The organism is Commensalibacter nepenthis, assembly GCF_029953305.1.
Lineage (GTDB): Bacteria > Pseudomonadota > Alphaproteobacteria > Acetobacterales > Acetobacteraceae > Commensalibacter > Commensalibacter nepenthis.
Window position 1 is genome coordinate 256,256 of the sequence record NZ_JASBAN010000001.1, and the last position, 15,320, is coordinate 271,575.

A 15,320-nucleotide genomic window follows, 5' to 3' on the forward strand; every position below is an offset into this window, starting at 1 on the left:
TGAGTATTTATATTTTAGGAACGATTTATGTCTATTGGTATCTATAGCAAGCTTATATTAAGATCTAGGGATGATTTTAAAGGTCGTCATTTTAATGGATTGATGATTATCCAAGCGGTAAACTGGTATTTACGCTATTGTCTTAGCTATCGAGACATTGAGGAATTGTTTTTAGAACGTGGGATAAATATAGATCATAGCACGTTAAATCGTTGGGTATTACGTTATGCACCACTATTAGAAAAGCGATTAAGAAGCTATAGAAAACCCCATTGTGGTGAGGTGAGGATTGATGAAACCTATATCAAAGTAAAAGGTCAGTGGAAGTATCTATATAGAGCCATTGATAAGAATGGAACTGCTATTGATTTCTTATTAACAGCTAAAAGAAATATCAAAGCAGCACAACGTTTCTTTAGAAAGGCGTTTAAAAAAGATGGTCTATTCGCTCCAACCCATATTGGAACAGATAAAGCATTACCGTTTCCAAAAACCATACAGACCATGAAGAATGAGCATATCCTTCCCAATCACTGCGTTCATGAAACCAAGAAATCTTTACAACAGGGAATAGAAAATGATCATTTTAGAGTAAAGAGAATTATTCCAAAGAATGGTTGCTTTCAGTCTTTTCATACCGCAAGGAAAACACTCAAAGGATATGAGGCCATTCTCTGGATTAAAAAAGGACTGGGTTTTAAAGAAAAATGGACAATCAACGAACAAATAAAGCTCATTAAAAATTTATTCGGTTTAAATAAACCTCTCGCTTGCTAAATTAACCAATTCCATACTAAAAAAACAACCTAGTTTTAAATTTGCAACAAGACCATAAATCCCAAAAGTGGTTTTTATATTACTGGAAAAGTTGGAGCATCAGTCTTGCAACAGAAAAATCAGAAATATTTGGAACGCTATCAGTACTACGACTATGATACAGATAGTCTCTCTTATCAATATAATTATGGCAAATCAGGTGGCACACATACAAATGCTAAATTAGGCGGTGGTATTGCGATTGGTTATAATTTTGACAATCATTTCAAAGTTCCTATTCGAGCTGAAATTGACGTGATGGCTCGTATGGGTGACAGTTCTAATTATCTACGAGATTGTCAATCACGTCATAATTATTGGTTAGAAGGGAAAACCGATTATGAAAATAGAATTAATAATAAAGTACGGTTAAACACTTTTATGTTTAATGCTTTTTATGATTTTAAAAACAAATCAGCTTTTACCCCATATCTGATGGCTGGTGTTGGTTTGGCATCGTTTAAACATACATCTATACCAAATGTTTCATACATAGATTATGATTCTACAAATCAAATTACAGGATATTTTAAAAACAGTATCAAAGCATCACGCACAACAAATAATTTTGCTTGGAATGCCGGAGCTGGGGTTCGATATAAAATTAACAAAGATTTTGATTTGGATTTCAGTTATCGATATTTAGGCGCCGGCAAATCATCTCTTACGACCTGGAAACAAGCCCCATCTACATATTTTTATGGAAGTTCCGAAAAATCAAAGATAAAAGTCGTAACCCAAGATATCATGCTTGGACTTACTTATAACTTCTAAGATATACTTTAAATTACCTCAATATTTATAGGTAAATTTCTGATTATAAAATTTATCTATAAATATTTGACGAAATTTTTACAATTGATATGTAGGAATTGATTTCATTGAGTTTAACTTGTTATAGATATGAAGTTGACTATTTATATTTAGGAACGATTACCGCTTGGATAATCATCAATCCATTTCTATATCATACTAAAATACATAATTAAATTTGCGACAAGACCTTTATACTGGTGGAATATATATCTTTTTCCTTTATTTTATATTAAACAAAACAAAGTTTCTGTTTTGTGTACTGTGGGGTGTATAAATGATTAAAAAAATTATTGTCGTGGTTATGGCTGTTGTTGCTTGTATAGCACTTGGAATATATATTAAATCTTATAACAGCAATAATAGTTTTAGTGCCCAGCAACGCTTTGATACGATCATGCAGGGTGCGGATGAACAAGCACAAGATCTGTTAAAAGAAACGGATGAGAAGAAGAAAAAAGGCATTCAACTATTCATTGAAAAAAAAGATAATCTGTTACAACAACAGCAAAAAGAATTATTTAATCAACAGTGATCTATTCAATCTGTGCGTTGATTAAATTAAGCTCCATAGGAAAAAAAGTTACATTATTTTTGGTGAACTCTGTATCGAAATAGGTAAAATTAAATTTCTCGTAAAATCGAACTGCTGTGCTTCTGGCGTTTAAATATATTGAGCTTACATTATCATTTTTTAATTTTTGCAAAACTGTTTTAAATAATGTACTGCCGATCCTTTGATTTTGGTATTTTGAAGCTGTTGCAAATTTTCGAATTTGTCGACGGCTAGGGGTGCGATAAAAAACTGATAAGCAACTAATCACTTGGTTATTGATTAAATAACCATAGTGGATTGCGTTCTCGTCTCCGGGTTCTATACAATCTTGAAGATCAAATGAGGGCCATAAAATATCCCTTCTTAATGGCAAACAATCTTCTAGCTGAATTTGATGAATATGATACGGTGTCATAATACTATTCCAATGTTGGTAATAATTACTGTATTCATTATATGGTAATTTTTTGATTAATTGATAGTGTAATTTGAAATTTTATAATTTGCAAAGGGAGTTCCCATGAAGCAGTTTAATCCAACATCTATCGGTCTTGGGATGTTTTTGATGTTGACGATTTGTCTGATAACTCCACAACAATCAAGAGCTTTGCAAGTGTTGGATCATACAGTAAATTTTGATAAGCCAGACTCTAAATATTCTTTGACACAATTAACGAATAATGCCGAAAAAGGGAATGTTCAGGCGCAATATCATCTAGCCCTTTGTTATCAACAGGGACAAAATGTCCCTCAGGATCAAGATAAAGCGATAAAATGGTTTGAAAAAGCGGCTGCGGGCGGCAATGCAAAATCACAATTAGCATTGGGGATTTTTTATGGCGGTGGTATTGGTGTTGAGCGTGATTATGTTCAATCAAGAAAATATTTAGAACAAGCTGCGTCGCAACAAGAGCCAGAGGCTTATTTTTATTTAGGATTATTATATTATAAAGGGCTCAGGGTTCCTAAACTCTATTTCAAAGCTAAAGATTATTTTGAATTAGCAGCTCAAAAAGGCAATAGCGATGCACAATATTTCCTTGGACGGATGTATTACAACGGTCAAGGGGTCACTCAGAATTATAATAAAGCATTTGAGGAATTTAATAAATCCGCGCAACAAGGTAATAAACATGCAATTACGATGTTGGGAATGTTGTATGATACTGGTCAAGGGGTTAAAAAGGATATCAAAAAATCTGTTTATTATTATACGCAAGCTGCGAAAAAAAATGTTCCCGAAGCACAGTTGGCACTGGGAATCTCTTATTTAACAGGGCATGGGATCAAAGCTGATAAGCACAAGGCAAAAGATTGGTTATTAAAATCTTGCCGACAAAATAATAGTTCAGCTTGTGAAATGGTTTCTAATATGGATTAGAGACACAATATGTCCAGAAAAATTTTTTCTTAATTTTTAAGATTGATTATCCTATATACTCTTATTAATTTTAATTTATTACTTTTATTTTTGTTATTATTGGTAGGATTTATATGTATCAATATATTTTCTTTATACTGATTATCATATGTGTGGTTTGTATTGCATATGTTGTCTATGATATATGGTTACGCAAATATTTTGCCAATTTTAATATGAAACAATCAAGTTCCACGGTTGTGACTGAAGAGGTTTCAGAAAGAGATACTGTGGAATCTAGCAGCCCTATGGATAAAGGGTTAATGTATTTCAAAGGGGATGGTGTTCCTCAAAATTATTCAAAAGCCAGAGATTTCTTTGAAAAGGCTGCTGCTGGTGGAAATGTTCAAGCGATTTTATATTTAGCCCTGATCTATTATGACGGATTAGACACAGATCAAGATGATAAAAAGGCACTTGCGTTTTTCGAAGAAGCCGCGAAAAGAGGCAATGCCAAAGCAATGTTTGCACTGGGCAGAATCAATTTGGCTGGGCATGTAGTGGAGCAAAATTACGGTAAAGCCCGCGAATATTTTGAACAGTCCGCACGTCAAGGCGAAGTGGATGCCTTGTTGAATCTTGGTATGATGTATTATGAAGGTGTTGGTGTAGAGCAAAATTTCAGCAAAGCCAGAGTATATTTGGAACAAGCAGCTCAGAAGGGGGCGACTGAAGCACAAAATAGTTTGGCTTATATGTATATTCATGCCAAAGGGGTCGAACAAGATATTGAAAAAGCCCGTCAATATTATGCCTTGTCCGCACGCCAAGGAAATATGGAAGGTGAGTATCATTTGGCGTTAATGTATTGGGATGGCACAGGTGGCGAGCAAGATCGTTTCAAAGCCAGAGGCTATTTTGAAAAGGCTGCTTATCAAGGCGAAGCAGAAGCTCAATATTTTATGGGGAATATATATTATCACGGTCAAGGAACGGCGATTGATTATAAAAGAGCTGCTTATTTTTATGAAAAGGCAGCACGTCAACAACATATTTCTGCCCAAAATATGATTGCGTATATGTATTGCGAAGGGCAAGGAATTTCAAAGGACTATAAATTGGCTATATATTGGTATAAACAAGCTGCGCTGCAAAATGATGTGCAGGCGCAATATAGCCTAGGTTATATTTATTTGACTGGGCATATTGTCCAAATCGACTTAGAAAAAGCCTATGAATATTTTTACAAGGCAGCACAAAATGGATATGTGCTGGCTCAATTTAATTTGGCAATTATGTACTATAAGGGTGATGGTGTTCCACAAGATTTTTTACAAGCCGCAGAATGGTTTCAAAAAGCCGATGCTCAGGGACATAAAAAATCCAGTTTCATTTTGGGAAAAATGTATTTAGAAGGGCAAGGCGTTCCACACGATCATGACAAAGGCATGGCGTTAATTGCAAAAAGTGAAACAGATTAAAGAACTTATCATTTTTAACATTCTTTTTCCTATCCTGAGATGATAAAAAGCAGTATAGTGTCGCTGAATTTTAAATATTAAATGATTTCTTTGTTTATATTGGTTTCTTATGTCTCGATCTCATATTGCTCTTATTGGTAAAATTACCGCATTTGCGTGTGTTGTTTTTATTATTCTGTGTATTTGTTTTTATAAAACAATTCGTACTGGTTTTATCGAAGCACAATTTAATCGTGCAAGTATGTATATGCAAAATGAAGGTAATCCCCAAGATTTTAAAAAAGCCCGTGAATATTTAGAGCAATCCGCCAATGGTGGGAATGATGATGCCCAATATATGTTGGGGGTTATGTATGAGAAAGGACAAGGTGCTTCTCAGGATTTTAAAAAAGCAATCGAATTATATAAAAAAGCAGCTCAGAAAAATCACCCCAAAGCACAATATGCATTGGGTAGCATGTATGATCATGCCCGTGGCGTTCCAGAAGATCACGCTGAGGCTGTCAAATGGTACGAAAAAGCGGCGCAACTTGGCAATGCAGCGGCACAATATGCGTTGGGTTTTGCATATTATAATGGCATAGGTACCGCTAAGAATACTGAAAAGGGACTAGATTGTTTGCAAAAGGCTGCAAGCAACGGATATGTCAAAGCGTTGGTTTACCTTGGATCTTTATATTTTGAAGGTAAAAACATGCCTGCTGATCCTAAAAAGGCTTTTTCTTATTTTGAGCAAGCGGCTTACAAGGGAAACCATGATGCTCAATATTATTTGGGATTGATGTATGAAGAAGGGAAAGGCGTTGAACGTGATTATTCAAAAGCAGTTTATTGGTACGAAAAATCGGTAAAAACACATCCTGCGTCAGCTTACAATCTAGCGAGATTATATAGAGATGGATTAGGGGTCGAAGTTAATTATAATAAGGCATTTGAGCTTCTTAAAAAAGCAGCAAATGGCAATAATATTCAGGCTCAATATGTGTTGGCAACATTATATGACAAAGGGGATAATATCCCACAAGACAGTGCCAAGGCGGCTTTATGGTATGACAAAGCTGCAAAACAAGGCGACAGTAATGCTTCTTACATGCTTGGAGAGATGTATTTAAACGGCAGAGGGGTAAATGAAGATCCTTCCGAAGCCTTTAAGTTATTTCAGCAAAGTGCTCAAAATGGGAATGCGTTGGCACAATGTAAAGTTGCGTCTATGTATTACAAAGGAATAACCGTTCCGATCGATCATAAGAAGGCAATTGAATGGTACGAAAAATCTGCAGATCAAAATAATATAGAGGCATTATGCACACTTGGGGATATTTATGCCCAAGGATTGGACGCACCAAAAGATATACCAAAGGCACTGTCATTTTATCAAAAAGCCGCAGATCAAGGAAATATTGATGCTGAGTTTAAACTGGCTTCATTTTATTTAAATGTTACCAAAGATTATAATCAAGCAATCAAGTGGTTTGAAAAAGCTGCCGATCAAGGAAATGTTCAAGCTATTTTGCAATTGGGACAAATAAATGAACATGGGTTGGGTGTTTCCGTTAATTATCAAAAAGCATTTGAAATATACAATAAAGGCTTAAACAGCCATAATCCTGATTTGCAATATGCGTTGGGTCAATTATATAAAAATGGACAGGGAACGGCTAAAAATATTGAGCAGGCTAGAAAATTGTTCAAACAAGCTGCGCAACAAGGATTTGTAGAAGCTCAACGAGAGTTTGCAAAAATTGAGTTATCCGAACATATTCAGAATCCTGATATGCAAGCTGCGTTGTCGTATTTACAAGAGGCTGCTAAAAATGGTGATGCAGAAGCAATATTTATTCTGGGAAGTCTATATTTGAATGGTAATCATGTAGCAAAAGAACCCAAATATGGATTGGATTTGCTTGCTCAAAGTTGCCAAAAGGGTTTTAAAAATGCCTGTCATATCCCAAAAACGACGCATTAATAAAAGCATAAGGTGTCTATTTGCTAGCCATTTTTACGTTTTTTATATATTAGGTGATAGATAATATTTCAGTCATTAATTCTAAACGTTAAAACAGGAGTTTAACCAATGTATATAGGGATTGATATAGGAACGTCCGGTATTAAAGGAATTGTGCTAGATGATAATCACCACATACTGGCCAGCCATACTGAAAAACTTACTGTATCTCGACCTCAATCATTATGGTCAGAGCAAGATCCTCATTCATGGTGGGAAGCGACTGATAAAGTGATTCAATCTTTGGGCAGCAAAATTTCATTAAAAGAGGTGCAAGCGATTGGTTTAACGGGGCAAATGCATGGTGCTGTTTTATTGGATAAAAATGGAAACATATTACGCCCTGCTATTTTATGGAATGATGGGCGTAGTTATAAAGAATGTATTGCGCTTGAAGAAGCAGTACCAGAATCCCGTAAAGTTACAGGGAATTTAATGATGCCGGGCTTTACAGCACCAAAGATTTGTTGGGTGCGTAAACATGAACCCGCAACTTATAGCCAAATTGATAAAGTATTATTACCCAAAGATTATTTGCGTTGGCTGATGAATGGTGTATTTGCGTCGGATATGTCTGATGCTGCTGGTACCATGTGGATGGATATGGGTAAGCGTTGTTGGTATAAACCCTTATTAAATGCTTGTGGTTTATCCGAAGACAATATGCCAAAATTATTTGAAGGCAATGAGGTCACAGGAACTTTGAAACCAGAACTTGCAAGCCGTTGGGGTATGTCTAATAAAGTAACGATTACAGCGGGTGCGGGTGATAATGCCGCAGGAGCGATTGGTGTTGGTATTTGGCGTAAAGGTCAAGCCATGCTTTCTTTGGGGACTTCTGGGGTTTATTTTGTTGCCAGTGATGGTTTTTTGAGTAATCCTGAAAAAGCTGTTCACAGTTTTTGTCATGCTTTACCCAATACGTGGCATTTAATGTCTGTAATGCTCAGTGCTGCTTCTTGTCTGGATTGGGCAACGAAAATCACGGGTGTTAATTCTGTGCCAGAACTTTTGCAACTTGCTGAAACGACGGGGCAAGACCCAACCTCTATTTTCTTTTTACCTTATTTATCTGGGGAACGTACCCCACATAATAATCCTCAAGCAACAGGATGTTTTGTTGGTTTAACGCATAAACATGATCGCAAAGATATTGCTCGTGCTGTTGTCGAAGGGGTGAGCTTGGGGTTGGCTGAAGGAATGGAAGTGTTACATGCTACTGGGATAAAACCCGATCGTATCAGCTTAATTGGTGGTGGTGCAAGAAGCGCTTTTTGGAGACAGTTATTGGCAGATGTGACGGCACATAGTTTGGATTATCGTGAGGGTGGTGATGTAGGTCCTGCGTTGGGGGCTGCGCGTTTGGCGATGTTGAGTGCTAATCCAGAAGCTTCGTTTGGAGATATGTTACCAGAGCCTTCTGTTGAAACATCTTATGATCCACATCCACAAATTAGTGCTTTATATAAAGAAAAATACGAGCAGTTTAAAAATATATACCGTGCATTAAAACCTGTTTTTTAATTATTAATGTCGATATTGAAAAAAGCTAATCTAATGTCAGGACTCATTCATTGAGATAAAAGATGATACCTGCAAGGATGCATATTGCGGAAAAGAAGGTATGAGCGTATCGGCTCTATCTCGTGTCGATACGTCTCCGATCCTTGAATTTTGCAAGTATATTCTCAACCTTATGATGTAATTTATAGATTGTCTTGTTAAAGAGGAGGTTCCTGTTCTAGCTTTTGGAGAAGGAATGCAAGGCTTTATGTTTCTATCACTCAAGGCTTGTCCAAACCTGTCCGCATCGTAACCTGTGTCAGCAATGAGCTCTTGCGCATCTAATAGAACTGGTAACAGAAGAGCCGTATTTTTGTGGTCACTCCTTTGCCCTTCTAATAATAGCAAGCATATCAGCTTTCCATCTTGAACACAAACCGTATGCAACTTTGAGTTCACCCCCCCTCTTTCGTGCGTCCTATGCGACGGGGCACATCCTCTTTTTAAAAAGGCTCGCTGCTATGCGATGTGCTATTGAGATGGGGGGCATCAATCATGAGGCATTGAGGCATTGAGGCGTTATTAAAATAAAGCGATTATGTAGACTGTCAAAAAAATATCCCCCAACTGTTGTTGGGTGTGTATTTCTTTCCCTGAGACTGGATTAATATTTTGCCAACTAAACAAGGTTTCTTGGCTGAATAATACATGAATAAAAAGGTATCTTTCAGAGGGCAATAAAGCGTTTTTTACTGTGTATTATCCTACCATAGTTGATATGACGTTTCCATAGAGTTGTCAGAAATCAAGCTTCTATTGGTATAATTTGCAAGCTCTGGCTGCATCCACTACGAGATCTCTAAATCAAAAACCGAAATGGTTCCTGTGATTACCAGAAAAAAGCAAAACCACCCCCTATTAAACCGCCCCAACGGTGGATTAATGTTAAAACAGACAATGTTTTTTGGATCATAATAGGATTTTCGGTTTATTAAGAATGAGAATAAATAACATTATAATATTTAACTAGAAATGCAATTTGTAAATAATGCTAAGTTTTTATATTTATTTTATGATAGGATAATCTTGTGTTTTAAGATATATCAATAAGTATACAGCATTTTCGAAAATAGAATAATTATTTTATTTAAACATTTCTCTTTTTATCAAAAGCACCTATGACAACATCTGATGAACTAAGATTTATCGCAAGAGTAGCCAGAATGTACTACCTCGATAATATGAAACAACCTGATATTGCAAAACATTTATATATTTCACAAGCAACCGTTTCTCGTTTACTAAAAAAAGCCTCAAAAAAAGGTATCGTAGAAATTTCCGTTAACACACCCAAAGATACTTTTTTGGAACTTGAAGAAAAAATTAAAAACCATTTCGGGTTGTCTGAAGTAATTATCGCCTCGTGTGAACAAGACGAGGAAACACAAATCTTATCCCGTATTGGACAAGCGGCAGCCCAATTTTTCTGTGCTACGATGCAACAAGATGAGGTCATTGGTATTTCATCTTGGAGTGAATCTTTGTTAAGTATGGTAAATCATTTAAATAATAATTTTAAAATCTCAGCAAAAAAAATCATTCAAATTCAAGGTGGCATTGGCAGCCCAACCGTGCAAAAACACGCCACCATACTTAGTTCTAAGCTCGCAAAAATTACCCACGCAGAGCAAGTTTTACTCCCTGCGCAAGGAATTATTGGCTCCACAGAAGCCCGAACTATTCTAATGGCAGACCCCTACGTCCAAGCAACACTCGATCAATTCAAAGAAATCACAATGGCAGTAGTAGGCATTGGTCCAATTTCGCTTGCTAAATTAGAAGCCGATAGCGGTAATATTTTAACCCCAAAAGAAATGAATACAATTACTCAAAAAAAAGCCGTTGGTGATATTTGTTTACATTTTTACGATCACAAAGGTCGCCCGTTGCAAACAGCAATCGATCAACGAATTATTGGTATTACTCTGGAACAGCTTCAAAAAATCCCTCGTGTTATTGGTATCGCAGGGGGTAAAGTTAAAATGGATGCTATTCTTGGTGCTTTATCAGGGCGTCTGGTAAATATACTAATCACAGACCAATTTACAGCCATACGCATTGCCGAAAAAATATAGTATATTTAATAATGATTTGACTTGAATACAATATACAGCCAAATCATTATCAGTAATGTTAAGACATAAACATACCCCCATCAATATTAATCGTCTGCCCCGTCACATAAGCAGACATTGGACCTGCCAAGAATGAAATAACATTCGCAACGTCTTCACCTGTTCCTGCACGACCCATCGGGATTTTTGAAACCCATTCAGCCATTAATTCACCTGGCTTGTAATCTCCTAGCATTTTACCCCAATGTTCATCATTATATGCCCACATCTCTGTTTCGATAATCCCTGGACAAAATGCGTTTACTGTAATGCCTTCTTTGGCGACCTCATGTGCTAGGCTTTGTGTAATTCCCATTACCCCAAACTTACTTGCGGCATAATGAGGTGTATAAATAAACCCTTGGCGTGCTTGACCAGAGGCAGTATTAATCAAACGTCCACCTTGACCATGCTTGCGTATTCTTGCAATGGCTTCCTGACAACATAAAAATACACCCGTCGTATTAACATCTAACACTTTTTTCCATTCTTCCTCGGTTAAATTTTCAACCTTAGCAATGGTAATTACTCCTGCATTTTGCACCGAAATATCAACACGTCCAAATTTTTCTTCGGCGAAATCATATAAATGAACAACATCCTTTTTATTCGTCACATCCATTTCAAAGGCAGCTGCTTGCCCACCATTTGCATTGATTTTATCAGCAACTTCGTGAACTTTCGCTTCATTCGAAGCCACGATTACTTTTGCACCATCTTGCGATAAGCGCTCTGCAATGGCTGCGCCAATACCACGACTTGCGCCTGTGATAACAGCTACTTTATTTGTTAGACCCATGGGGTTTCTCCTTTAAATATTATTAAAATTATTGATAAACTAAGAATGAATTAACTCTTTGCCACTGCTGGCGATGAAACAGGATGATCCACTAGCTTTTTTTTGATAAAGCTACGATGGTCGATATGAACAAAAGCCATCACAATAGCCGCAGAGAAATAAAGCATAGCATAAATCCAAATCACACCAACCGCACCAATGGAATGAATGAATAACCCAACAATTCCTGGACCAAAGAATGTACTAAGACCCGCAGCAAGCGTTAACACCGACATAGCAGCCCCCTTATTTTCTGGTGCTAACATTGGCATGATTGCATTAATCGGAGTATAAGCCGCCAAACAAGCCCCATATGCACATGCTGCCAACCAAGTTACAAAATACCCACCGCCCCACGTCGGAATATAGAAAAATAAAAGTGTGGTTAATCCACAACCAACACATCCGCCCCATGCAACTGTATTTTTCCATCCCCATTTATCCCCCAAGATTCCCCAAAAATAGTTGGTAATCATATTGGTAATCCATAAAGAGGCAAGCATCTGTAACCATTGACTTATGGTAAAGCCTAGATTTTGCAGTACGACCGGCAAGAAAATTGGGAAACCATAGCTTGCAAGCGTATTAACAATTCTCACATACCCACAAAGCCCAAGCTTGGGCACTTCAAAAATAATCGTAATACCTTTAATTAGATATAAAATAGATGTTTTTTCGTCAGAATTCTTTCTTTTCTTAGACTGAATAGCATCTTTATCCACAAATAACGCAATGAACCCGCCCAAACACACAAAGGCTAAAGCACTCCATAACACATGAATTTCGGTCATAAATTGAAGCGTGAAACTGGAATACATCACACCCAGAACACTCAAACCACATGCATAACATGACCAGAACATTCCCCCTGCTGTTGATAATCTATCCACTGGGGCTTCATAAGTGATATATACGAGAAATCCATAAACAAACAAAGGATAGCTGAGCCCTCTAAGCGCATAAGATGGTAACATCACTGCAAAATTATGACTGGGTATACCAAATGTTAAAAAGAAAACGGAACCAATGCAGAACATAATCAGCCCTGCAAACATAACGCGCCTGACACCAAACATTTCTGTTAGAACGCCAGAAAGGAACGCTGAAAAAGAAGCTGTTAACCCATATACACTAAATAATAATGAGGATTGTTCAATCGATAATCCATTTTTAATCAGATAAGGGGATAACCAACCTTGTTCTAACCCTTCTCCAGCCATAAAAATCATCACCCCAATATACCCCAACATTAATTTGGGTGAGATGAATACTTTTTCTACAAAATTACGCCACATAATTATCCCCTATACATCATATAAACATGAAGCAAATTTGTAGTTTCTTCACAAAGAAGGCACAGCTTCCCTTTCAAGAATAGTTTTGCTTTAAAACACATTATTCTTGTCCCCTTTTGGATAAAGCTGTTTCTTTTTAAAAAATAAAACCAGCCTTATGAATTTGTTATATTTTTGTTTTAGCGAGCACTTACCAACAGCAAAACCCACCATCAACCAGCAAATTAACACCCGTACAAAAGGATGCTGCTTCGGATAATAAGAAAATAGCTGGTCCAGCCATTTCATCGGGTTCTGCAATACGTTGCATGGGGGTTTCTGAAGCAAATTGTTTCATCTGATCCACCATTTCTGGTCGTATATTCATTGGCGTTGCGGTATAGCCTGGGCTGATCGCATTAACCCGCACCCCACGCTCTGCCCACTCTACTGCCATACTTTTGGTCATATGGATCACGGCAGCTTTTGCAGAATTATAATGCGCTTGCATTAATCCACGATTAACAATGACACCAGACATAGAAGCAATATTTACAATAGAACCACGACCATGTTTTAACATCAATCTTGCCTCAGCTTGGCATGACAAAAATAAACCTTTGACATTAATATCATATAGTCTTTGCCATTGTTCTATCGACATTTCTTCTGCTGGATTAGCGTTGGCAATACCCGCACAATTCACCGCAAGCGATAAATTTCCTAACTCAGTTTCAACCTGATTAACTGCTTTTTCCAAATCATCAGGATTGGTAACATCGCCCGTTAATCTAATCGATTGACGCCCAAGTTTTTTAACTTGTTCTGCTGTATCAGCCAAACCTACGCTATTGGGTAAATCAAAGCACCCAACATTCGCCCCAGCTTTGGCAAGGTAAAGCGCGATCTTTTGTCCAATACCGCTGCCTGCACCTGTTACAAAAGCATTTTGACCAGCAAGAGAAAATAGTTCCATTTTACAAATCCTTTATCACATCAAACAAAATAATTGGTTTATTTTTACGAATACATACGACGGGATTGGTTCACTGCCCTATGCCAGTTTTGAAAGCCAATATCTGGTTGATCTTGTTTTGAAACAGGCTCAAATAAATCATATGCTTTGTTTAATTTATCTAAACCTGACTGTGTCCATATTTCTTTGGTCAGCCCTGCCATATACGCAACGCCCAAAGCGGATAACTCTGGTCTTGCCGCTCTAAGAACCGAGCATCCCAATATTTTTGCTTGTAGCTGCATTAATCCATCGTGGCTGGTGGGACCCCCATCAACAAACAATTGATAGATTTCACCAACATTACTGCGTATTGCATTTACAACGTCTGCTACTTGATAAACGATACTTTCAACCGTAGCACTGGCTATTGTTTCTCTGGTCGTACTCAAAGTAAGGTTCGTCATCAACCCAACCGCTTTCTCATCCCACCACGGCGCACCCAAGCCACCAAAACCAGGAACCAACGCAACAGAATCACTGTGACCCGCCATTCCCAATTCTACCAATTCGGTAACACTTATATTCAAGATACCCGACATCCATCTAAGCGTTGCGCCTAAGGAGCGTATATTACCCTCTGCTGCATAAGCCACCTTGTCCCCAACCATCCAACCAATGGTTAGGCATAAACCAGAATGAAGGTCATCTTCTTTATGGATTAAGCCCATAATCGAAGAGCCTGTTCCATATGTTGCTTTAACTTGTCCTATGTTAAAAGCCTGATGACCAAATAATGCAGAATGACTGTCACCCATCACCGCCCCGACAGGAATCATTAAAGAGCCCAAAGAATTTTTTATGACTTTTGGAAAAGGACCATTTGATGCAATAATTTTAGGCAAACATGCTTTTGGTACATTAAACAAAGAAAGCAACTCATCGTCCCAATCCACTCGATGTACATTCATTAATTGAGTCCGAGACGCATTGCCTGCCTCAATTAAATGCTCACCATAGATTTTAAAAAGCAACCATGAATCAATCGTGCCAAGGCAAAGCTCTCCCTTTAAAGAGCGTTTGCGATCTTGATCATAATGATCCAATAGCCATTTTGCTTTGAAGGCAGAAAACATTGGGTCTAATGGTAGACCTGTCAATTGTTTTACCTTTTTTTGCACGCTTTCATCAAAGCATTCTAAAGACAAATCGACTTGACGTTGATCTTGCCAAGAGATCAATGGATGCAAAGGTTTTCCTGTCTGGCGATCCCATAAAAGAAAAGATTCCCGCTGAGTACTAATTCCAGCAACAATCACATCAGATACGTCATAAGGCGATTTTAGCTGTTTTAATGTTTTTGATACAGCTAATCCAACACTCTTCCATATTTCCTCAGCATTTTGTTCCACATGCCCAGGATAAGGATGCGTTTCACCAATTTCCACTTTGTCACAAGCAATAATCTTGCCTTTATAATCAACGATAACACATTTGGTTGAACTGCTACCTTGATCGATGGCAAGAACTAAAGGATCACCCATT

The 15,320-nt window shown here is 37.4% G+C and carries 13 protein-coding genes; 8 read left to right on the forward strand and 5 right to left on the reverse strand.

What is annotated here, in order from left to right:
- The first annotated feature begins 27 nt into the window (after positions 1-27).
- The 3 genes from QJV33_RS01160 to QJV33_RS01170 all read left to right on the forward strand — a co-directional run bounded on the left by QJV33_RS01160 (position 28) and on the right by QJV33_RS01170 (position 2,164).
- Positions 28-777, forward strand: a complete 750-nt coding sequence (locus QJV33_RS01160; protein WP_281461596.1) for an IS6 family transposase — start codon at positions 28-30, stop codon at positions 775-777.
- A gap of 105 nt (positions 778-882) precedes the next feature.
- Complete coding sequence (locus QJV33_RS01165) at positions 883-1,590, forward strand: outer membrane protein (RefSeq protein WP_346771123.1); 708 nt, start codon at positions 883-885, stop codon at positions 1,588-1,590.
- 316 nt (positions 1,591-1,906) lie between these two features.
- Positions 1,907-2,164 (forward strand): hypothetical protein, encoded by a 258-nt coding sequence (locus QJV33_RS01170; RefSeq protein WP_281461597.1) that lies wholly within the window; start codon positions 1,907-1,909, stop codon positions 2,162-2,164.
- A gap of 1 nt (position 2,165) precedes the next feature.
- Here QJV33_RS01170 and QJV33_RS01175 read toward each other — a convergent pair whose 3' ends face one another.
- On the reverse strand, positions 2,166-2,600 hold the full coding sequence (locus tag QJV33_RS01175) for a GNAT family N-acetyltransferase (RefSeq protein ID WP_281461598.1): 435 nt from the start codon (positions 2,598-2,600) through the stop codon (positions 2,166-2,168).
- A gap of 105 nt (positions 2,601-2,705) precedes the next feature.
- Between QJV33_RS01175 and QJV33_RS01180 the strand changes: the two genes are divergently transcribed.
- The 5 genes from QJV33_RS01180 (at position 2,706) to QJV33_RS01200 (ending at position 10,669) form a co-directional block, all read left to right on the forward strand.
- Entirely contained in the window at positions 2,706-3,566 is an 861-nt protein-coding gene (locus tag QJV33_RS01180; protein ID WP_281461599.1) for an SEL1-like repeat protein, read from the forward strand.
- Between the two features lie 215 nt (positions 3,567-3,781).
- A complete protein-coding gene (locus QJV33_RS01185) occupies positions 3,782-5,026 on the forward strand; it encodes a tetratricopeptide repeat protein (RefSeq protein WP_281461600.1) in 1,245 nt (414 codons plus the stop codon).
- Between the two features lie 109 nt (positions 5,027-5,135).
- Entirely contained in the window at positions 5,136-6,992 is a 1,857-nt protein-coding gene (locus tag QJV33_RS01190) for a tetratricopeptide repeat protein (RefSeq protein WP_281461601.1), read from the forward strand.
- 108 nt (positions 6,993-7,100) lie between these two features.
- Positions 7,101-8,555 (forward strand): xylulokinase, encoded by a 1,455-nt coding sequence (xylB, locus tag QJV33_RS01195; RefSeq protein WP_281461602.1) that lies wholly within the window; start codon positions 7,101-7,103, stop codon positions 8,553-8,555.
- Positions 8,556-9,712: 1,157 nt separating this feature from the next.
- Positions 9,713-10,669, forward strand: a complete 957-nt coding sequence (locus QJV33_RS01200; RefSeq protein ID WP_281461603.1) for a sugar-binding transcriptional regulator — start codon at positions 9,713-9,715, stop codon at positions 10,667-10,669.
- 58 nt (positions 10,670-10,727) lie between these two features.
- Here QJV33_RS01200 and QJV33_RS01205 read toward each other — a convergent pair whose 3' ends face one another.
- From QJV33_RS01205 to QJV33_RS01220, 4 genes are all read right to left on the reverse strand, one after another.
- Complete coding sequence (locus QJV33_RS01205; protein WP_281461604.1) at positions 10,728-11,507, reverse strand: SDR family oxidoreductase; 780 nt, start codon at positions 11,505-11,507, stop codon at positions 10,728-10,730.
- A gap of 50 nt (positions 11,508-11,557) precedes the next feature.
- Complete coding sequence (locus tag QJV33_RS01210; RefSeq protein WP_281461605.1) at positions 11,558-12,841, reverse strand: MFS transporter; 1,284 nt, start codon at positions 12,839-12,841, stop codon at positions 11,558-11,560.
- Between the two features lie 190 nt (positions 12,842-13,031).
- Positions 13,032-13,796 carry an SDR family oxidoreductase gene (locus tag QJV33_RS01215; protein WP_281461606.1) on the reverse strand — a complete coding sequence of 255 codons (765 nt, stop codon included), beginning with the start codon at positions 13,794-13,796 and terminating at the stop codon, positions 13,032-13,034.
- A gap of 44 nt (positions 13,797-13,840) precedes the next feature.
- Positions 13,841-15,319 carry an FGGY-family carbohydrate kinase gene (locus QJV33_RS01220; protein ID WP_281461607.1) on the reverse strand — a complete coding sequence of 493 codons (1,479 nt, stop codon included), beginning with the start codon at positions 15,317-15,319 and terminating at the stop codon, positions 13,841-13,843.
- Position 15,320: the final 1 nt, after the last annotated feature.

Bases quoted from the DNA above. Each gene is read 5' to 3' on its own strand.
- xylB (WP_281461602.1), top strand. From the start codon at position 7,101: ATGTATATAGGGATTGATATAGGAACGTCCGGTATTAAAGGAATTGTG.
- QJV33_RS01185 (WP_281461600.1), top strand. From the start codon at position 3,782: ATGAAACAATCAAGTTCCACGGTTGTGACTGAAGAGGTTTCAGAAAGA.
- QJV33_RS01160 (WP_281461596.1), top strand. From the start codon at position 28: ATGTCTATTGGTATCTATAGCAAGCTTATATTAAGATCTAGGGATGAT.
- QJV33_RS01205 (WP_281461604.1), bottom strand. From the start codon at position 11,507: ATGGGTCTAACAAATAAAGTAGCTGTTATCACAGGCGCAAGTCGTGGT.
- QJV33_RS01215 (WP_281461606.1), bottom strand. From the start codon at position 13,796: ATGGAACTATTTTCTCTTGCTGGTCAAAATGCTTTTGTAACAGGTGCA.
- QJV33_RS01210 (WP_281461605.1), bottom strand. From the start codon at position 12,841: ATGTGGCGTAATTTTGTAGAAAAAGTATTCATCTCACCCAAATTAATG.
- QJV33_RS01200 (WP_281461603.1), top strand. From the start codon at position 9,713: ATGACAACATCTGATGAACTAAGATTTATCGCAAGAGTAGCCAGAATG.
- QJV33_RS01190 (WP_281461601.1), top strand. From the start codon at position 5,136: ATGTCTCGATCTCATATTGCTCTTATTGGTAAAATTACCGCATTTGCG.
- QJV33_RS01170 (WP_281461597.1), top strand. From the start codon at position 1,907: ATGATTAAAAAAATTATTGTCGTGGTTATGGCTGTTGTTGCTTGTATA.
- QJV33_RS01175 (WP_281461598.1), bottom strand. From the start codon at position 2,600: ATGACACCGTATCATATTCATCAAATTCAGCTAGAAGATTGTTTGCCA.
- QJV33_RS01220 (WP_281461607.1), bottom strand. From the start codon at position 15,319: ATGGGTGATCCTTTAGTTCTTGCCATCGATCAAGGTAGCAGTTCAACC.
- QJV33_RS01180 (WP_281461599.1), top strand. From the start codon at position 2,706: ATGAAGCAGTTTAATCCAACATCTATCGGTCTTGGGATGTTTTTGATG.